Source organism: Pseudomonas sp. SWRI22 (genome assembly GCF_014268395.2).
GTDB classification, from domain to species: domain Bacteria; phylum Pseudomonadota; class Gammaproteobacteria; order Pseudomonadales; family Pseudomonadaceae; genus Aquipseudomonas; species Aquipseudomonas paracarnis.
Genome location: NZ_JABWQK020000001.1, coordinates 1338975 through 1357543, shown reverse-complemented (window position 1 = coordinate 1357543; position 18569 = coordinate 1338975). Strand labels below are relative to the sequence as shown.

Sequence of the window (18569 nt, the reverse complement as noted above, 5' to 3'; positions counted from 1 at the left end):
CAATAAAAGAGGATTGCTCCATGAGTGACAAGCCCGGTTACCGGCGCCCGCAAGCGGGCACTCAACCTGATTACCTGCACCCGGCCTACCAGTCGACGAACCTGCGTTCGCCGTCCCAGCCTTTGGTGTTCCTGCCCCATTCCTTGTCGGAAATCACCGGCCCGACCATCGGCGCCGAACGTATCAATGAGAAGGACAACGACCTGACAGCCCAGCATGAGGGCGAGCCGCAAGGCGAGCGCATCATCATTCATGGCCGTGTGCTGGACGAAAACGGCCTGCCAGTGCCGGGCATCCTCGTGGAGATCTGGCAGGCCAATGCCGCCGGCCGCTACAACCACAAGCGCGACCTGCACGATGCACCCCTGGACCCGAACTTCACCGGCACCGGGCGCACCGTCACCGACGCCGATGGCTGGTACCAGTTCCAGACCATCAAGCCCGGCGCCTACCCGTGGGGCAACCACCACAACGCCTGGCGCCCGGCGCATATCCACTTTTCGCTGTTCGGCCCCAGCGTGCTGACGCGCCTTGTGACGCAAATGTATTTCCCGGGTGACCCGTTGCTGGAGTACGACCCGATCTACAACTGCGTGCCGGATACCAGCGCCAAGCAACGCTTGATCGCTAGCTTCGACCTGGAAAAAACCATTCCTTCCTATGCCCTCGGCTACCGCTGGGACATCGTCCTGCGCGGCCGCGACGCCACGCCGATGGAGAAATGAGATGACACTCAACGCGACCACGTCCCACACCGTCGGGCCGTATTACCACATTGGCCTGACCTGGCTGAACCGTGAAGACCTGACCGTCACCGCCACCCTTGGCGAACGCGTGGCGATCAGCGGGCAAGTGGTGGACGGCAACGGTGATGTCGTCAACGACGCCATGCTGGAAGTCTGGCAGGCCAACGCCGTCGGCAAATATGCTCACCCCGAAGACGAGCAGGACAAAGCGCTCGACCCGAACTTCGAAGGCTTCGGCCGCGTGCCGGTGGATGCCGAAGGGCGTTTTCGTTTTACCACCATCAAGCCGGGCAGTGTGCCGGGGCTCAAGGGCACCACCCAGGCGCCGCATTTGGTGGTGCTGGTGTTTGCCCGTGGGTTGGTGAAGCACTTGCTGACGCGGATTTATTTTGACGGTGAGGCCTTGAACGGCGATGACCCGTTGCTGGCGTGTGTGCCGGCAGAACGTCGTGGCACCTTGATTGCCCAGGCGGATGCGGCAGGGGTATATCAGTGGAATGTGATTTTGCAGGGCACAGATAAGGAAACGGTGTTCTTCGACTATTGAGTTGGCTGTTGACGATCGTTCCCACGCTCTGCGTGGTAATGCATCCCGTGACGCTGCGCGTCACCCGCGAACGGCAGGACGCGGAGCGTCCCATACGGCATTCCCACGCAGAGCGTGGGAACGATCATCCAGGCTCCACCTATCCAAAAGTCTGCTTGCGGAACAGGGTTGTTGCAAAGTATGTCTAGGCTATAACCGTTCCCACTGAGTAAAAAAACATGACAACAAAAACCAGCCACTACACCGGAGAAGAACGCAGCAAACGGATCTTTGCGATTGTCGGTGCGTCCTCCGGCAACCTGGTCGAATGGTTCGACTTCTACGTCTATGCCTTCTGCGCGATTTATTTTGCCCCGGCGTTTTTCCCCTCGGATGACCCCACGGTGCAGTTGCTCAACACCGCCGGTGTGTTTGCCGCCGGGTTCCTGATGCGACCGATCGGTGGTTGGTTGTTTGGCCGGGTGGCCGACAAGCACGGGCGCAAGAACTCGATGATGATCTCGGTGCTGATGATGTGCGGCGGCTCTCTGGTCATCGCCTTCCTGCCCACTTATAACGACATCGGTGCCTGGGCCCCGGCGCTGCTGTTGGTGGCACGACTGTTCCAGGGCTTGTCGGTGGGCGGCGAATACGGCACCACGGCCACCTACATGAGTGAAGTCGCGCTCAAGGGCCAGCGTGGCTTCTTTGCTTCGTTCCAGTACGTGACCCTGATCGGCGGCCAGTTGCTGGCGGTGCTGGTGGTGGTGATCCTGCAACAGATCCTCACCGAAGAAGAACTGCGTGCCTGGGGCTGGCGCATCCCGTTTGTGATCGGCGCCATAGCCGCCGTGATCTCCCTGCTGCTGCGTCGCACCCTGAAAGAAACCACCAGCAAGGAAATGCGCGAAGACAAGGACGCCGGCAGTATCGTCGCGCTGTTTCGCGACCACGGCAAAGCTTTCATTACGGTGCTGGGCTACACCGCCGGCGGCTCGCTGATTTTCTATACCTTCACCACCTACATGCAGAAGTACCTGGTGAACACCGTCGGCATGCACGCCAAGACCTCGAGCTACATCATGACCGGCGCGCTGTTCCTGTACATGTGCATGCAGCCGTTGTTCGGCATGTTGGCCGACAAGATCGGCCGGCGTAATTCGATGCTCTGGTTTGCCGGCCTTGGCACGCTGTTCACTGTGCCGATCCTGTTGACCTTGAAAACCGTGACCAGCCCGTTTTTGGCATTTGTGCTGATCACCCTGGCCTTGGCGATTGTCAGCTTCTACACCTCCATCAGCGGCCTGGTCAAAGCGGAGATGTTTCCGCCGCAGGTGCGTGCCTTGGGCGTAGGCCTGGCCTATGCGGTGGCTAACGCGGTGTTTGGCGGTTCGGCAGAAGTGGTTGCGCTGAGCCTCAAATCCATCGGCATGGAAAACACCTTTTATTGGTACGTCACCGCGATGATGGCGGTGGCCTTCCTGTTCAGCTTGCGCCTGCCGAAACAGGCGGCGTACCTGCATCACGATCTGTAAGGGATGAGTTATGACGTTGCGCACGAGCAATCAACTGTTCGACGCTTATTTCACTGCTGACAGCATGGCCGAGGTGTTCTGTGACCAGGGGCGCTTGCAGGGCATGCTGGATTTCGAAGCCGCACTGGCCCGGGCGCAGGCCCGCGTAGGGTTGATTCCCCAGGCCGCCGTCGCACCGATTGCCCAGGCGTGCCTGGCGTCGCTGTATGACGTGGATGCCCTTGGCAGCGCAATTGCCACGGCGGGCAACTCAGCGATTCCTTTGGTGAAGGCGTTGGGCAAGTTGATCGCCAGTGAGGACGCTGACGCCGAGCGTTATGTGCACCTGGGCGCAACCAGTCAGGATGTGATGGACACCGGCCTGGTGCTGCAACTGCGCCGTGGGGTGGAATTGATCGAGGCCGACCTGGCTCGCCTGGGGGAGGTGTTGGCCGCCCAGGCCCAGCGTTACGCCACCGTGCCGTTGGCCGGGCGCACCTGGTTGCAGCACGCGACGCCGGTCACCCTGGGGATGAAAATCGCCGGTTGGCTGGGCGCGGTGACGCGCAGTCGCCAGCGCCTGGCCGAGTTGAAGCCGCGCCTGCTGGTGATGCAATTTGGCGGCGCCTCGGGCACCTTGGCCGCCCTCGGCGAACACGCCATGCCTGTGGCCGAGGCCTTGGCCGCCGAGTTGCAACTGGGCTTGCCGGAGCAACCCTGGCACACCCAGCGTGACCGCCTGGTGGAGTTTGCCAGCCTGCTCGGTCTGATTGCCGGTAGCCTCGGCAAGTTGGGCCGCGATATCAGCCTGTTGATGCAGACCGAAGCGGCGGAGGTGTTCGAGCCTTCGGCGCCGGGCAAGGGCGGTTCGTCCACCATGCCGCACAAGCGTAACCCGGTGGGCGCCGCGGTGCTGATCAGCGCAGCCACCCGCGTACCCGGCCTGGTGGCGACAATGTTCAGCGCCATGCCCCAGGAGCACGAACGCAGCCTGGGCTTGTGGCACGCCGAATGGGAAACCTTGCCAGAGATTTGCCGCTTGGTGTCCGGTGCCTTGCATCAGGCAATTCTGGTCAGTGAAGGGCTGGAGGTGAATGCCGAACGCATGGCACAGAACCTCGACCTGACCCAAGGCCTGGTACTGGCCGAAGCGGTGAGTATCGTGCTCGCCCAACGCTTGGGCCGTGACACCGCACACCATCTGCTGGAGCAGTGCTGCAAACGTGCGGTCGCCGAGCAGCGCCATTTGCGCGCGGTACTGGCGGATGAGCCGCACGTCACCGCCGAGTTGTCGGCGGCTGAACTGGATCGGCTGCTCGACCCTGCCCACTACCTGGGCCAGGCGTCTACCTGGGTCACGCGTGCGGTGACCGAACATTTTGCTTTGACTGCCTGAGGAGAACGCTGTGGCTTTTGTACAACTCGCCGAGGGCGAACTGCATTACCAACTCGAGGGGCCCGCCGACGCACCGGTATTGGTGCTGTCCAATTCCCTGGGTACCGACCTGCATATGTGGGACCTCCAGATACCGGCCTTCACCGAGCATTTTCGTGTGCTGCGATTCGACACCCGTGGCCACGGCCAATCCCTGGTGACCGAGGGGCCTTACAGCATCGAGCAACTGGGCCGAGACGTGATCGCGCTGCTGGATGCGCTGGATATCCAGAAGGCGCATTTTTGCGGACTGTCCATGGGCGGCTTGATCGGCCAATGGCTGGGCATTCATGCCGGCGAGCGCCTGCAACGCCTGGTGGTGTGTAATACCGCGGCCAAGATCGGCACGCCCGAGGTGTGGAACCCGCGTATCGAAATGGTCCTGCGTGATGGCGCAGCCGCGATGGTGGCGCTGCGCGATGCGTCGATTGCGCGCTGGTTCACCGCGGATTTCGCCGCTGCCAACCCGCATCAGGCCAAGCAGATCACCGACATGCTCGCGGCCACGTCACCCGAGGGGTATGCCGCCAACTGCGGCGCCGTGCGCGATGCGGATTTTCGTGAGCAATTGTCCTCGATCAAGGTGCCGACCCTGGTGATTGCTGGCACCGAAGACGCGGTGACGCCGCCAGCCGGCGGCCACTTTATCCAGAGCCATGTGCAGGGTGCCGAGTATGCCGAGTTCTATGCGGCGCACCTGTCCAACGTGCAGACCGGTGCTGCGTTCAGCGACCGGGTGATCGAATTTCTGCTGGCCCGCTGAGGAGCTATTTGTGGACGAAAAACAACGTTACGCCGAGGGCCTGCAGGTGCGCCGTGAAGTACTGGGCGATGCCCATGTCGACCGCAGCCTCAATGCCCTGACTGAGTTCAACAGCGAGTTCCAGGAAATGATCACCCGCCATGCCTGGGGTGACATCTGGACCCGCCCCGGCCTGCCTCGGCATACCCGCAGCCTGATCACCATCGCGATGCTGATCGGCATGAACCGCAGTGAAGAACTGAAACTGCACCTGCGTGCCGCCGCCAGCAACGGCGTGACCCGCGCCGAGATCAAGGAGGTGTTGATGCAGAGTGCGATCTATTGCGGGATCCCGGCGGCGAATGCGACGTTTCATTTGGCTGAGTCAGTGTGGGATGAGTTGGGCGTGGAGTCCCGAGGTTCGGCCTGATAGACGCTGGCCCTGTTTCTAATAATCCTCTCTGAGTGGCAGTTGGAATTCTTCTCTGAGTGTGTTTTCAGTGAACGGCTTCGGGTTGGTTGTGGTGGGTTTCGCAAATGGACTGTTGATGAAGTTGAACGGCCGTGCGTCGGTGGGTAATCCAACCGCTTGGTGTTCTTCATCGCGTTCCCCGCGGGGCTTATGCTCCCGATTTGTTCTCCCGGGTAGCACGGTGCCGTTGGCTCCGTTATACGCATGAGCCATCTCATGGTAAAGAGCCACAATGGGACCACTTCCATCAAACATGGAAAAGGAGGGGTTGTAATGTATTTCGCCTGCGTTCGCGACGTCCCCGGGTTGGTTGGAAATAATTTTTCCGTAGTCGGATGGTGTTAATCCTACTAAGTCGTCTGTTATTGAAATGCCCCCGAAGTCTTGCCCTCTCGAATGGTCTTTAGATGCTAAGTCCTTAGGCCTGTTTGTGGAAAAGTGTTTTTTTAGTTTTGAATTGTTGTAGTAGTAGTAAGCGTTTTCGTCGGCGGTTTCTTTAATTAGCGTAGGGGCATCATTACGTTTTGCTGCCGAGTCACCCTCAGCTAACATCTGCTTGCCTACCGGCGAGAGGCGTAATAGGTCAATATCATCGTTTACGTTTTGTACGAAATCTTGAGAGCCGTCAACAAGATACCCGCTGTGTCCCAGTTCCTTGTAGGCGGTGTGAGTCAATGTCGAGCCCGAGGTACGATGAATTTCATCCGTTGGTTTGGCGTAGATTACGGTGTCGTCACTGTGCGTGCGAACGATGTTTTTATCGCGACCGGTATATACGGTCGCCTTGCCGTGAGTGACGATGAGGTTTTCGCCTTTACCTCCGTGCAAAATAGTCGGGTTATCAAGAGTGTTTTTTGTGACAATCATAAAGTCGTGACCCTCCCCCCCGTCCATGTACAAAACTCGTCCTTCAACGCCCTCGCCAGCTTGCATGCGGTCATTGCCATTATTGCCTCTGAGCATGCCATGACCGGTACCGGCGATCATCAGATCGTCGCCGTCCCCTCCGAATGCTTTACCATCGCCTCTGCCGAGTTTGAGCGTGTCGTTGCCTGACCCTCCGCGCATGAGGGTGTATCCTGAACCCGCCTGGGCGTAATCATTGCCTTCCCCTAAGTCGATATCGACAGGGAATTCAACATCCGAGTCGACAAGCACACAGTCGTCGCCCCCGTTTGTTTTGATCCGCAAGCAGAAGATTGGGGTATTTATGAACGCCATGTTATTTAGTTGGTAGGGTATTTCATTGATGAGTACAGTTAAACTTTCGCCGGGTCCTTTTTTTATTCTGATGCGGTCATGGGTGTTACCTGTTTCAATTACCAAGTGGCTGTCTGCGATAGTGGCAGGCTTTCGATCCGGGCTATTGATGGTTACCTCATGAGTTATTTTTACATTCTTGTCGTGTCGTAATGTTTCAGAGTTGATGTATTTTTCTTTGCCTGCGAGTTGGTCTGGTGTAAAACGTGAGAATGCGTTTAACCTGTGGCGACGGTACTTGTCGTAGCGAGGGTCGCTGAAACCGGGGATTTCAATAATAGTCGCCGTTGCAATGCTGGAAGGCCCAGAGGCAAGTGAGGGCGATGAAAGTATCGGGGCAGCGTTTGGTATTTGGGTGAAGGAAGACTGAGTGATCATTGGTTACCTGTAGATGAAGGATTGCGTGCCTCTTTATTGGCGAACTTTGAGGGTTGGTTCCTTATGTCTGTATCTACCGGTAAGTCCAATTGTTGCGGAACGCTTAGTTTGCGTCGGCGCCCCACAGCCAGTGCCATAGCCCCCGGCAGAAGTACCGCTTCGTTTGCAATTTTCACCGAGCGGGCGAGGGTTGCGCGTTGTAGTTGGGTGTGACCCGTAGCGAGATCAAGGAGGTGCTCGAGCCGTGTTGGCGGCGTTCAATGCCTGCTGACGACAACGATCGTCGACAACTCTATGCGCTCGGTATTGGCGGGGGGCGCTGTTATAAATGACAGTTTTATAGTGTTTTTAGAATGATCATTTTTGCAAATAGATATATAGGTCGGTACGACTTTCCCTCTTAGTGAGTATCTGCATCCCACACCCAATTCCACACCCCCGGCAGATTCACAGGCTCGTTCACTTCCTTGATCGTACGTGCCATCGCCGCGCGTTGCAGCTGGGCCGTGTCGGTGTAGAACGGCTCGGCAGCGGTCGTCAACCCGTTGACCCGAGCGCTGTCCATCAGGATCTGCAAGTACTCCTGCATATGCCGCGCGGTGTAGCGATTGATGTCATGGAAGGTCACCACCACCGGGATCACCCCCTCCACCGTTGGCAGCTCACCCAAGGCGATGCGTTCGCGTACCACCGACAGTTGCCGATACAGGTTGGCCCGCCGACGCGGGCTGGCGTTGAAGCCCCAGATCTTGCCGTCATTGGCACTCAAGTCCGTCAGCAGTACGTGCATGCCGTGGCGTTGGTAGGCGGCGAAGGTGCGCTTGTCGTAGTTCCAGAAGGGGGGGCGTACCAGCACGGGGCGCGCCCCCGTGATGGCGGCAATGTCTGCGGCCCCTTCGGTAAGGGTGTGTTCCAGGGTGGCGTCGTTCAGCCAGCGATGATTGGTGTGAAACGCCGTGGCGGTGTGAAAGGCCAGGACATGGCCAGCGGCGAATTCGCGTTCCATGGTCTTGCGCCCCCGGGCACTGCCGCCGGAGCGAGCGGCTTCGGTCTGCAGGAAGAACACCGCCTTGATCCCCGGCAGCACCGGGTTGTTGGCCAGGTCCGCCACTACCGAACGGCTCGGATTGTTGTAGCCCGAGGCGCTTGGGCCGTCATCGAAAGTCAGCAAAAAGCGGATCGGCGCCTGGGCCAGCAGGCGCTGTTCGGTCTGTGGCGTCAGGGCGATGGGGGCGCTGATGCAGCCCCCCAGGCTCAAGGCCAGGGCAAACAGTGCGATTGCTGTAGCGAAGGATTTCATGCCGTGCGGCGCCCGAGTAAAGGCCGCTGCTGGGGGGATCAGCAGCGGCAGGCGCGCACCATACAGTAAGTGCTATGCCGGTTTACAGCAGACTGATCGGATAGCTGACGATCAACCGGTTCTCATCGAACTCGTTGTTGCTGTAGTCCCTGCGCATGCTCGAATTGCGCCAGCGCACGTTGAGGTTTTTCAGCGTGCCGCTTTGCACCGTATAGCCTACTTCGGTCTCGCGGCCCCATTCCTTGCCGTCGGTGATGGTGCCGGTGTGCACGTTGCTGCCGCTGATATAGCGGTTCATCAGGGTCAGGCCCGGTACACCGAGGGCGGCGAAGTTGTAGTCGTGGCGAACCTGCCAGGATTTTTCCTGTGCGTTGTCATAGCTGGAGTTGTAGCTGTCGTTGGCCAGGGTGCCGCCGCTGGTGCCGTTGACGCGCATCCAGGCACTGTCGCCGGTGAGTGTTTGCAAACCGACGTAGAAGGTGTTGCCGCCGTACCTGGCCGAGAACAAACCGGACCAGGTTTTGTTGTCCAGGTCGCCGGCGCGGGCGCTGCCGTCGTCCTTGCCGTAGAAGAAGCCCAGGTTGGCGCCCAGGGTCCAGTCGCCCACAGGCTGGCTGTGGATCAGATTGACGAACTGCTGGCTGTAGATGTCCTTGAGCTGGGCATTCCACACGCCGACTTGGGTGCGTTTGTCGTTGAACGCGTATTCGGCGCCCTGGAAATTGAAACGGTCGGAGGTGAAGGCGGTTTTGCCGAACATCGACATGTCGCTCATGCTGCCGTCGTCCCGCGGGCTGTTGGCGCGGAATTGGCCGCCATAGAGGGTCAGACCGTCGATTTCCTTCGAGGTGATCTGCCCACCACGCAGGGTCTGTGGCAGGGAGCGGCCATCGTCGGAACGCAGGATCGGCAGCACCGGCATCCATTCGCCCACCTTCAGCTCGGTCTTGGAAAAGCGCGCCTTGAATGCCACGCCCAGCCGACCAAATTCATCGGCTGGCCGACCGTCATGGTCCAGCGGCAGCAACTGCGTGCCGCCCGTGCCACGCCCGCCATCAAGCTTGAGCGAGTACAAGCCCAGCACATCCACACCAAAACCGACTGTGCCTTGGGTGAACCCGGACTTGGCGTCGAGAATGAAACTTTGCGTCCACTCCTGCGCGCCACCCTGAGCCTTCGTAGGATTGGTGTAGTTGCGGTTGAAGAAGAAATTACGCAGGTTGAGGTTGGCGCTGGCGTCTTCGAGAAAGCCGTGATCCTGGGCGAGAACGGGCAGGGCAGAACTGGCGACAGCAGCCGCCAGCAACAGCTGGCGCGGTTGGAAAGTGCTCATGGTGTGGACCTGTTGTTATTGGGTTTATGCAGGTGGCGGCCATGGTGCGCGGCGGTGCGGGGGCGATGAAAGTAGGGGAAGGTGGTTTGTGGGCGATGATCGAACGTAATTGAGAGGCGCTCAACTCATCAGCTTCCGGCGCACAGGGGAGCTGTCTACTGTCAGGGTTGACAGTAGATGTTCTGAGTTCATAGGCCTATTTTCGAAAAGGTGGCGGTATCTTTTTTACGTGATCAGGGAGTGAACTCCATGAGCTTTGGAACAGATATGGGTGCATTTTTAACGTCCTCAAATACGTTAAGGGCCGAATTGATCAAGACGGTGCCCATTCAATTCGATAGTTTTGAGTTGAGCTACATCGAAGGGCACCAGTTACGAATTCGCTTGGGGATCAAAGACAACCCTGGCTCGAAAAACGAACTGACACTTGAGGCTGACGGTGATGGAGCCGAGCGTGCGTTCACGCTCAAGGAGAATATGACCTACATCATCGGGCCAGGAGAAGGCCTTATCCATGCCACATTTGGGCTTGAAGGCGATGTCGAGTATTCCCCGCAAGAGTATTGGGGCAACTTGGTCGTCAAAAGCATTTCCAGCGATGGCTCTGGCGAGGCCTCGATCAATGTCAGGTTTTCACTCGGTTGGACAACCGATGACGGTAGGGAGATTGAGGTCAAGTGTTCGACGCTTGAAATCAATGCATGAGCTCTCTTTGATGATTTGAAAGTCATGGCATAAAAAAACCGCTTCCGGTGAGGGAAGCGGTTTTTCACACCCGCGCTATCAGAACAACTTCAACGGCGGTGCTTGTTCTTTCAACGGCTCGTTCTTCGCAGTCTGCTCGTTCCAGCCACCGCCGAGGGCCTTGTACAGGTTGACCTCGCTGGTGAGCTGCGCCAGGCGATCGGTGATCAGCGATTGCTGGGCACTGAACAGTTGGCGCTGGGCGTCGAGGAAGGTCAGGTTGCTGTCGACACCAATGCGGTAGCGACGCTCGGCCAGGCGGTAGTAATTCTGGTTAGCCTCGACGAAGCCGCGCTGGGCATCCAGTTGCTGCTTGTAGGTCGCACGCGCGGCCAAGCCGTCGGAGACTTCCTGGAAGCCGGTCTGGATGGCCTTCTCATAGTTGGCCACGTTGATCTCTTTCTGGATCTTCGAGTAGTCCAGGCTTGCGCGCAGGCTACCGGCGTTGAAGATCGGGATGTTGATCTGCGGGGCAAACGCCCAGGTACCCGAACCGCCTTTGAACAGGCCACCCAGGGTAGGGCTGGCAGTACCGGCGCTGGCGGTCAGGCTGATGCTCGGGAAGAACGCCGCACGGGCCGCGCCGATGTTGGCGTTGGCGGCCTTGAGGTTGTACTCGGCTTGCACGATGTCTGGGCGACGTTGCAGCAAGTCCGAGGGCAACCCGGCAGGCACTTCGCTGAGCAGGTCATCGGACAGCGGCTTGCTGGCGATATTCGCCGGCAGGCCGGTGCCCAGCAGCAGGGTCAGGCTGTTTTCGTCCTGGGCCACCTGGCGGGTGTAACGCGCCAGTTGCACACGGGCGTTTTCCACCGAGGTGCGTGCCTGGCTGAGGTCGAGGGCCGAGGCCACGCCGACTTCATTGCTGCGCGAGGTGAGCTTGTAGCTTTGCTCGAACGCGGCCAGGGTGTCCTGGGTCAGCTTGAGCAGCTCCTTGTCGGCCTGCCAGGTCAGGTAGGCATTCGCCACGCTGGCCACCAGGCTGATTTGGGTGCTGCGGCGCGCTTCTTCAGTGGCGAAGTACTTTTGCAGCGCTTCTTCACTGAGGCTGCGCACGCGGCCGAACAGGTCCAGCTCATACGAACTGATGCCAAGGCCCGCCGAGTACTGGCTGGCGATGGTCGATTCGCCGGTCTGCGACAGCTTGGCCGGGGTGCGCGAACGGCTGCCGTTACCGGTGGCCGATACCGCCGGGAACAGGTCGGCACGCTGGATCTGGTATTGCGCTGCATAGGCGTCGATGTTCAGCGCCGCGACACGCAGGTCACGGTTGTTCACCAACGCGGTCTGGATCAATTGCTGCAGGGCAGGGTCATGGAAAAACTGCTTCCAGCCTTGCTCGGCAGCGGCCTGGCTCGGCGCCTGGGCCGACGAATACGCCGGCCCCTGCGGGAACTGCGCGGCCACCGGCGCGTCGGGACGCTGATAGTCAGGTATCAGCGAGCAGCCACTGAGCACGAATGCGGTGACGGCTAGGGAAAGTAGCGACTTGCTCATTGGCCAGCCTCTTTAGGAGTTTCAGTAGTGTCTTTCTTTTTGCGTTCGCCAGCGGCGGACACGGTTGCGTAGAACAGTGGCACCCAGAAGATCGCCAGCACAGTGGCCGTGATCATACCGCCGATAACGCCGGTACCGATTGCGTGCTGGCTGCCTGAACCGGCGCCGGTGGAGATTGCCAGCGGCAATACGCCGAGCATGAACGCCAACGAGGTCATGATGATCGGGCGCAGACGCATGCGGGATGCTTCGATAGCCGCCTCGACGATGCCTTTGCCTTGCTCATGCAGTTCCTTGGCGAATTCCACGATGAGGATGGCGTTTTTCGCCGCCAGGCCCACCGTCACCAACAGGCCCACCTGGAAGAACACGTCGTTGGACAAACCGCGCATGCTGGTGGCGATCAGTGCACCGATCACACCCAGAGGTACAACCAAAATCACCGCGATCGGGATCGACCAGCTTTCGTACAGTGCCGCCAGGCACAAGAACACGACCAGCAGCGACAGTGCGTACAGTGCTGGCGCCTGGGAACCGGAAAGGCGTTCTTCGTACGACAGGCCTGTCCAGGCGTAACCGACACCGGCCGGCAGTTCTTTGGCGATGCGTTCGACTTCGGCCATCGCATCACCGGTACTGTAGCCCGGTGCCGGGGTACCGAGGATTTCCATCGCCGCTACACCGTTGTATCGCGAAAGCTTGGGCGAACCGTAGATCCACTTGCCCGACGAGATGGCCGACAGCGGCACCATTTTCCCGTCGTTGCTGCGCACGTACCATTTGTCCAGGTCTTCGGGCGACATCCGGCTGGCGGCGTCGCCTTGTACATACACCTTCTTCACGCGACCACGGTCGATGAAGTCGTTGATGTAGCTACCACCCAAGGCAATGGCCAGGGTCTGCTGGATATCCGCCAGGCTGATGCCTTGGGCACTGGCTTTCTCGTCGTCAACGGTCAGTTCGTACTGCGGCTCGTCGTTCACGCCGTTAGGACGCACGCCGGCCAGCACCTTGCTTTGTGCCGCCGCACCCAGGAACTGGTTACGTGCAGCCATCAGCTTGTCGTGGCCGACGCCACCCTGGTCTTGCAGGAACACGTCGAAACCCGTGGCGTTACCCAACTCCAGCACCGAAGGCGGCACGATGGCGAAAACCATGGCGTCCTTGAAGGCCCCGAAGAAGTAACCCTGGGCACGCTTGGCCACTTCGAACACCGACTGGCTCGAATCACGCTCATCCCACGGTTTGAGCATCACGAAGGCAAGCCCGGAGCTCTGGCCACGACCGGCGAAGTTGAAGCCGTTCACGGTAAACACCGACTTCACCGCCTTGCCTTCGCCTGGCTCGCCTTCCTTGTCGTTCAGCAGGAAGGCGCGCATGTCGTCGACGACTTTCTGCGTGCGCTCAGCCGAAGCACCGACCGGTGTCTGCACCTGGGCGAAGATCACACCCTGGTCTTCCTCAGGCAGGAACGCGCTTGGAATACGGGTGAACATCCAGATCATGCCGGCCAGGATCAGCGCATACACCAGGAATGCCGGGATCTTGTGCTTGATCATGCCGCCCACGCCGCGCTCGTACTTGAGTACGCCACGGTCGAAGGTGCGGTTGAACCAGCCGAAGAAGCCGCGCTTGGGCTGGCCGTGTTTTTCCGGATCAATCGGCTTGAGCATGGTGGCGCACAAAGCCGGGGTGAAGATCAGGGCAACCAGCACCGACAACGCCATCGCCGAAACGATGGTGATGGAGAACTGCCGGTAGATCACACCGGTGGAACCACCGAAGAACGCCATCGGCAGCAGTACCGCCGACAGTACCAGGGCAATACCCACCAGGGCACCCTGGATCTGGCCCATGGACTTGATCGTTGCTTCCTTGGGCGACAGGTGCTCCTCGGCCATTACCCGTTCGACGTTTTCCACCACGACGATGGCATCGTCCACCAGCAAGCCGATGGCCAGGATCATGCCGAACATGGTCAAGGTGTTGATGGTGAAGCCGCACGCCGCCAGGATCCCGAAGGTACCCAGCAATACCACCGGTACGGTCATGGTGGTGATGATGGTGGCACGGAAGTTCTGCAGGAACAGGAACATCACCAGGAACACCAGCACGATCGCTTCGACCAGAGTGTGAACCACACCGGAGATCGATTCGGTCACGACCGGGGTGGTGTCATAGGGCACCACCGCCTTCATGCCAGGCGGGAAGAACGGCTCCAGGGACTTCACTGTTTCGCGGATGGCCTTGCCGGTGTCCAGTGCGTTGGCACCGGCCGCCAGCTTGATCGCCATACCCGAGGCCGGCTTGCCGTTGAACTGTGCACTGATGCTGTAGTTCTGGCCGCCCAGTTCGATGCGCGCGACGTCACCCAGGCGAACCTGGGAGCCGTCGGTGTTCACCTTCATCAGAATCTTGGCGAATTCTTCGGTGCTTTGCAGGCGCGTCTTGCCGATGATCGTGGCGTTCAGCTGGGTGCCGGGCAGGGCAGGCAGACCGCCCAGTTGACCGGTGGCCACCTGCACGTTCTGGGCCTTGATGGCATTGCTGACGTCCACTGGCGTGAGCTGGTAATTGTTCAGTTTGGCCGGGTCGAGCCAGATACGCATGGCGTACTGCGAACCGAACACCTGGAAGTCACCCACCCCCGCGGTACGGGAGATCGGGTCCTGGATGTTGGACACGATGTAGTTGGAGAGGTCGTCCTTGGTCATGCTGCCGTCTTCCGACACCAGACCGATCACCATCAGGAAGTTCTTCACCGACTTGGTCACGCGGATACCCTGTTGCTGCACTTCTTGCGGCAGCAGTGGGGTGGCCAGGTTGAGCTTGTTCTGTACCTGGACCTGAGCGATATCCGGGTTGGTACCCTGGTTGAAGGTCACGGTGATGGTCATGCTGCCGTCGGAGTTACTGTCCGAGGAGACATAACGCAGGTTGTCGATACCGTTGAGCTGTTGCTCGATGACCTGCACCACGGTGTCCTGCACGGTTTGTGCGGAAGCGCCTGGGTAGGTCACCTGGATATCAATGGCCGTTGGCGCAATGGCCGGGTATTGGTTGATGGGCAACTTCAGGATCGAGAGTGCCCCGACCAGCATGATCACCAGGGCAATTACCCAGGCGAAAATGGGACGGTCGATAAAAAATTTCGACATGGATTACTCCCCTTGACCAGCAGCGGCAGCAGGCGCTGCGGCAGTACCGGCGGGTTTAGCGTTGGAGGCTTCCGTGACCTTCACCTCGGCGCCTGGCTTGACGTACTGCAAGCCTTCGGTGATGACGCGATCACCGGCATTGAGGCCTTTTTCCACCAGCCAGTAGGCACCGGCGGTACGGTTGGCAACCAGTTCGCGTTGCTCGACCTTGTTGTCCTTGTTCACAATCAGCGCGGTCGGAATGCCGCGCAGGTCACGGGTCACGCCTTGTTGCGGAGCCAGGATGGCTTTGCTGTTCACACCGGCCAGCAACTGGGCGTGTACGAACATGCCCGGCAGCAGCACGTGATCAGGGTTGGGGAACACGGCGCGCAGGGTCACGGAACCGGTGGTCTGGTCGACCGACACTTCGGAGAACTCCAGCTTGCCGTCCTGGGCGTAGGCCGTGCCGTCTTCCAGGGTCAGCTTGACCTTGGCAGCGTTGTCGCCGGCTTTTTCCAGTTGGCCGCTGGCCAGGTCGCGACGCAGCTTGAGCATTTCAGCTGAAGATTGCGTGACGTCGACGTAGATCGGGTCCAGTTGCTGGATCACCGCCATGGCGTCGGCCTGGCCATTGCTGACCAGTGCGCCTTCGGTTACCGAAGAACGGCCAATACGCCCGGAGATCGGCGCGTACACCTTGGTGTAGCGCACGTTGATCTGGGCGGTTTGAACGTTTGCCTCGGCAGTCATGCGGTTGGCAACGGCGGTGTCGTATTCCTGACGGCTGACGGCTTGCTCCTCGACCAATTGCTTGTAGCGATCGGTGATGGATTTGGTCTGGGTCAGGCTCGCTTGTGCGCTTTTGAGCGTGGCTTCATACACCGACGGGTCGATCTGGTAGAGCTGTTGCCCTTCCTTCACGTCGGCGCCTTCCTTGAACAGGCGCTTGAGAATGATGCCGTTGACCTGAGGCCGGACTTCCGCGATGCGAAAGGCCGTGGTGCGGCCTGGCAGCTCGGTAGTCAGGGTATAGGCTTGCGGTTGAATGGTGACCACGCCGACCTGAGGGGTTTGAGCGGGCGGTGCCGCTTCTTCCTTTTTACATCCGCTGAGCAGCGATGCCAGGGCGACGGCAGTGACCAGAGCGGTAACAGCTGGCTTAAGTTGCATGAAGATCCTCGGGTCAGGCGCGCAGAGTGCGCACAAGAAGTGTGGAAGGGTAAAAAACAAGCCGTGAGTGGATAAGTAGCTTGCTACGCAATATACTTACGTTCATGGTTGTTTGTAAACTCTTGACAGGCTTGGCGCAATGTTGACAAAGCACTGCCGCAAGCCTCGATTCTAGTACGTTCGGCGCCCATGACGGCGTCGTCCCACAATTATTCAGATGACGGTCAAGTACCGTCCACAGTGTCCCGATTGAGGTTTTACTGCCATGGTTCGTCGCACCAAAGAGGAAGCTCAGGAAACGCGCAGCCAGATTCTCCAAGCCGCCGAGCAAGCCTTTTATGAGCGTGGCGTAGCGCGTACCACCCTGGCGGACATCGCCGCGTTGGCGGGCGTGACGCGTGGGGCTATCTATTGGCATTTCAGCAATAAGTCCGATTTGCTCCAGGCCTTGCTCGATACGCTGCACGAACCCCTGGACGAATTGGCCCGGGCGAGTGAAAGCGAGGATGAAGTCGACCCGCTGGGCTGTATGCGCAAGCTGCTGATTCATCTCTACCATGAAGTGGCCCTGGACCCGAAAACCCGGCGCATCAACGAGATTCTGTTTCATAAGTGCGAGTTCACCGATGAAATGTGTGACATGCGCCGCCAACGCCAGACCCACAGCCTGGAATGCAACCTGCGTATCAGCCTGACGTTGCGTAACGCGGTTCATCGCGGGCAACTGCCTGAAAATCTCGACACCACCCGTGGGGCTGTCTGCATACATGCCTTCATCCACGGTTTGATCGGCCAGTGGCTGCTGGTCCCCGATAGCTTTGAACTGCACCAGGACGCCGAGCGCTGGGCTGATATAGGGCTGGACATGCTGCGCCTGAGCCCCAGCCTGCGCAATTGAAACAAAATGCGTAATTGCAACCCGTTGTGTCAACAGTAAAGCCTAAGGACGGTCAATCGTCCTTCTGGCTGATTTGTGGGGTGACTTTATATACGGCCTGGCGGGCGGTTGATAGGTAGCCGGCTAAGTATTTTGTAGCGATATTGTTGCCGTTCTGTGAAGCGATGTTTCCAGGGGGGGCTACAGACAGGCACAAATGTGGGAGGGGACTTGCTCCTGACACTGTAGGAGCGAGCTTGCTCGCGAAAAACTTCAACGATAACGCGTGCTTCCTGAGTGAACGCGGCGCCTGTTAGTTTCTCGCGAGCAAGCTCGCTCCTACCGCATTGGGTTTGCGGGTTAGGTTAGATCGGCAGCGTCGGGTAGTCGATGTAACCCACCGGGCCTTTGCCATAGAAAGTTTCGGGGTGCGGCTCGTTCAACGGCGCATCGGCCTTCAGTCGCGCCGGCAGGTCCGGGTTGGCGATAAAAGGAATACCAAAGGCCACTGCATCCGCCTTGCCCGCCGCCAGCCAGGCGTTGGCGCTGTCTTTGGTGAAACGTTCGTTGGCGATGTATACGCCGCCGAAGGCTTTTTTCAGCTGTGGACCAAGGCTGTCTGCGCCTTCTTTTTCGCGGGAGCAGATGAAGGCGATGCCGCGCTTGCCCAGTTCGCTGGCGACGTAGGTGAAGGTCTCGGCGAGGTTGTCGTCACCCATGTCATGCGCGTCAGCACGCGGTGCCAGGTGCACGCCCACGCGGCCGGCGCCCCAGACTTCGATGGCGGCGTCGGTGACTTCCAGCAACAGGCGCGCACGGTTTTCCAGGGAACCACCGTACTGGTCGGTGCGCTGGTTGGTGCTGCTCTGCAGGAACTGGTCAAGCAGGTAGCCGTTGGCGCCGTGGATTTCCACGCCGTCGAAACCGGCGGCCTTGGCGTTCTCGGCGCCGGTGCGATAAGCGTCGACGATGTCGGCGATTTCAGCGGTTTCCAGGGCGCGCGGGGTTGGGTAGTCGGCCAATGGGCGAACCAGGCTGACGTGGCCTTTAGCCTGGACCGCACTCGGAGCCACCGGGGTTTCGCCGTTCAGGTAGGACTCGTGGGAGATGCGGCCAACGTGCCACAACTGCAGGAAGATCTTGCCGCCCGCGCCATGCACGGCCTTGGTGATGTTGGCCCAGCCGCGCACCTGATCGTTGGACCAGATGCCGGGGGTGTCCGGGTAGCCCACGCCCATCGGTGCCACGGAAGTGGCTTCGCTGAGGATCAGCCCCGCGGACGCGCGTTGCACGTAGTACTCGGCCATCAGCGCGTTGGGCACGCGCCCGGCGTCTGCGCGGCAGCGGGTCAGCGGCGCCATGATGATGCGGTTCGACAGTTGCACGTCGCCCAGTGTGATCGGATCGAAAATAGTCGTCATGGAAAAAACACCTT

General features: G+C 59.6%; 15 protein-coding genes. 8 read left to right on the top strand and 7 right to left on the bottom strand.

Features of this window, described 5'->3' with window-relative positions; translation table 11 throughout:
- The first annotated feature begins 20 nt into the window (after positions 1-20).
- The 6 genes from pcaH to pcaC all read left to right on the top strand — a co-directional run bounded on the left by pcaH (position 21) and on the right by pcaC (position 5393).
- Positions 21-725: a protocatechuate 3,4-dioxygenase subunit beta gene (pcaH, locus tag HU730_RS05900; protein WP_019817832.1), complete on the top strand. Its 705-nt coding sequence runs from the start codon at positions 21-23 to the stop codon at positions 723-725.
- A 1-nt stretch (position 726) separates the two neighbouring features.
- Complete coding sequence (gene pcaG, locus HU730_RS05895) at positions 727-1293, top strand: protocatechuate 3,4-dioxygenase subunit alpha (protein ID WP_057975635.1); 567 nt, start codon at positions 727-729, stop codon at positions 1291-1293.
- A gap of 218 nt (positions 1294-1511) precedes the next feature.
- Positions 1512-2807 (top strand): MFS family transporter, encoded by a 1296-nt coding sequence (locus HU730_RS05890; RefSeq protein WP_032893116.1) that lies wholly within the window; start codon positions 1512-1514, stop codon positions 2805-2807.
- 10 nt (positions 2808-2817) lie between these two features.
- Positions 2818-4182 carry a 3-carboxy-cis,cis-muconate cycloisomerase gene (locus HU730_RS05885; RefSeq protein ID WP_186526577.1) on the top strand — a complete coding sequence of 455 codons (1365 nt, stop codon included), beginning with the start codon at positions 2818-2820 and terminating at the stop codon, positions 4180-4182.
- A 10-nt stretch (positions 4183-4192) separates the two neighbouring features.
- Entirely contained in the window at positions 4193-4984 is a 792-nt protein-coding gene (gene pcaD / locus HU730_RS05880; RefSeq protein WP_186526578.1) for a 3-oxoadipate enol-lactonase, read from the top strand.
- 10 nt (positions 4985-4994) lie between these two features.
- Complete coding sequence (pcaC, locus tag HU730_RS05875) at positions 4995-5393, top strand: 4-carboxymuconolactone decarboxylase (RefSeq protein ID WP_034125971.1); 399 nt, start codon at positions 4995-4997, stop codon at positions 5391-5393.
- A gap of 18 nt (positions 5394-5411) precedes the next feature.
- Here pcaC and HU730_RS05870 read toward each other — a convergent pair whose 3' ends face one another.
- From HU730_RS05870 to HU730_RS05860, 3 genes are all read right to left on the bottom strand, one after another.
- The gene (locus HU730_RS05870; RefSeq protein WP_186526579.1) at positions 5412-7073 is read right to left on the bottom strand and encodes a M91 family zinc metallopeptidase; all 1662 of its coding nucleotides are present in this window, start codon (positions 7071-7073) and stop codon (positions 5412-5414) included.
- 400 nt (positions 7074-7473) lie between these two features.
- The gene (locus tag HU730_RS05865) at positions 7474-8373 is read right to left on the bottom strand and encodes a polysaccharide deacetylase family protein (protein WP_186526580.1); all 900 of its coding nucleotides are present in this window, start codon (positions 8371-8373) and stop codon (positions 7474-7476) included.
- A gap of 82 nt (positions 8374-8455) precedes the next feature.
- Positions 8456-9706, bottom strand: coding sequence for an OprD family porin (locus HU730_RS05860; protein WP_186526581.1), 1251 nt, complete (start codon positions 9704-9706; stop codon positions 8456-8458).
- Between the two features lie 249 nt (positions 9707-9955).
- Between HU730_RS05860 and HU730_RS05855 the strand changes: the two genes are divergently transcribed.
- Entirely contained in the window at positions 9956-10411 is a 456-nt protein-coding gene (locus tag HU730_RS05855; protein ID WP_186526582.1) for a hypothetical protein, read from the top strand.
- A gap of 78 nt (positions 10412-10489) precedes the next feature.
- Here the strand turns inward: HU730_RS05855 and adeC are convergent, their stop codons facing one another.
- From adeC to HU730_RS05840, 3 genes are read right to left on the bottom strand one after another with little or no spacing between them, the layout of a single operon-like run.
- Entirely contained in the window at positions 10490-11947 is a 1458-nt protein-coding gene (gene adeC / locus HU730_RS05850) for an AdeC/AdeK/OprM family multidrug efflux complex outer membrane factor (protein WP_186526583.1), read from the bottom strand.
- Positions 11944-15105: an efflux RND transporter permease subunit gene (locus HU730_RS05845; RefSeq protein WP_034125973.1), complete on the bottom strand. Its 3162-nt coding sequence runs from the start codon at positions 15103-15105 to the stop codon at positions 11944-11946. The genes adeC and HU730_RS05845 overlap by 4 nt, the downstream gene beginning before the upstream one ends.
- A 3-nt stretch (positions 15106-15108) precedes the next feature.
- Positions 15109-16257, bottom strand: coding sequence for an efflux RND transporter periplasmic adaptor subunit (locus HU730_RS05840; RefSeq protein ID WP_014717303.1), 1149 nt, complete (start codon positions 16255-16257; stop codon positions 15109-15111).
- Positions 16258-16522: 265 nt separating this feature from the next.
- Between HU730_RS05840 and HU730_RS05835 the strand changes: the two genes are divergently transcribed.
- Positions 16523-17155, top strand: a complete 633-nt coding sequence (locus HU730_RS05835; protein ID WP_034125975.1) for a TetR family transcriptional regulator — start codon at positions 16523-16525, stop codon at positions 17153-17155.
- Between the two features lie 344 nt (positions 17156-17499).
- Here HU730_RS05835 and HU730_RS05830 read toward each other — a convergent pair whose 3' ends face one another.
- Positions 17500-18555, bottom strand: a complete 1056-nt coding sequence (locus HU730_RS05830; protein WP_034125976.1) for an alkene reductase — start codon at positions 18553-18555, stop codon at positions 17500-17502.
- Positions 18556-18569: the final 14 nt, after the last annotated feature.

What these genes read in the sequence shown, in the direction of transcription:
- HU730_RS05845 (WP_034125973.1), bottom strand. Translation starts at nt 15,105, where the DNA reads ATGTCGAAATTTTTTATCGACCGTCCCATTTTCGCCTGGGTAATTGCC.
- pcaG (WP_057975635.1), top strand. Translation starts at nt 727, where the DNA reads ATGACACTCAACGCGACCACGTCCCACACCGTCGGGCCGTATTACCAC.
- HU730_RS05865 (WP_186526580.1), bottom strand. Translation starts at nt 8,373, where the DNA reads ATGAAATCCTTCGCTACAGCAATCGCACTGTTTGCCCTGGCCTTGAGC.
- adeC (WP_186526583.1), bottom strand. Translation starts at nt 11,947, where the DNA reads ATGAGCAAGTCGCTACTTTCCCTAGCCGTCACCGCATTCGTGCTCAGT.
- HU730_RS05835 (WP_034125975.1), top strand. Translation starts at nt 16,523, where the DNA reads ATGGTTCGTCGCACCAAAGAGGAAGCTCAGGAAACGCGCAGCCAGATT.
- HU730_RS05860 (WP_186526581.1), bottom strand. Translation starts at nt 9,706, where the DNA reads ATGAGCACTTTCCAACCGCGCCAGCTGTTGCTGGCGGCTGCTGTCGCC.
- HU730_RS05890 (WP_032893116.1), top strand. Translation starts at nt 1,512, where the DNA reads ATGACAACAAAAACCAGCCACTACACCGGAGAAGAACGCAGCAAACGG.
- HU730_RS05870 (WP_186526579.1), bottom strand. Translation starts at nt 7,073, where the DNA reads ATGATCACTCAGTCTTCCTTCACCCAAATACCAAACGCTGCCCCGATA.
- HU730_RS05855 (WP_186526582.1), top strand. Translation starts at nt 9,956, where the DNA reads ATGAGCTTTGGAACAGATATGGGTGCATTTTTAACGTCCTCAAATACG.
- HU730_RS05840 (WP_014717303.1), bottom strand. Translation starts at nt 16,257, where the DNA reads ATGCAACTTAAGCCAGCTGTTACCGCTCTGGTCACTGCCGTCGCCCTG.
- HU730_RS05830 (WP_034125976.1), bottom strand. Translation starts at nt 18,555, where the DNA reads ATGACGACTATTTTCGATCCGATCACACTGGGCGACGTGCAACTGTCG.
- pcaH (WP_019817832.1), top strand. Translation starts at nt 21, where the DNA reads ATGAGTGACAAGCCCGGTTACCGGCGCCCGCAAGCGGGCACTCAACCT.
- HU730_RS05885 (WP_186526577.1), top strand. Translation starts at nt 2,818, where the DNA reads ATGACGTTGCGCACGAGCAATCAACTGTTCGACGCTTATTTCACTGCT.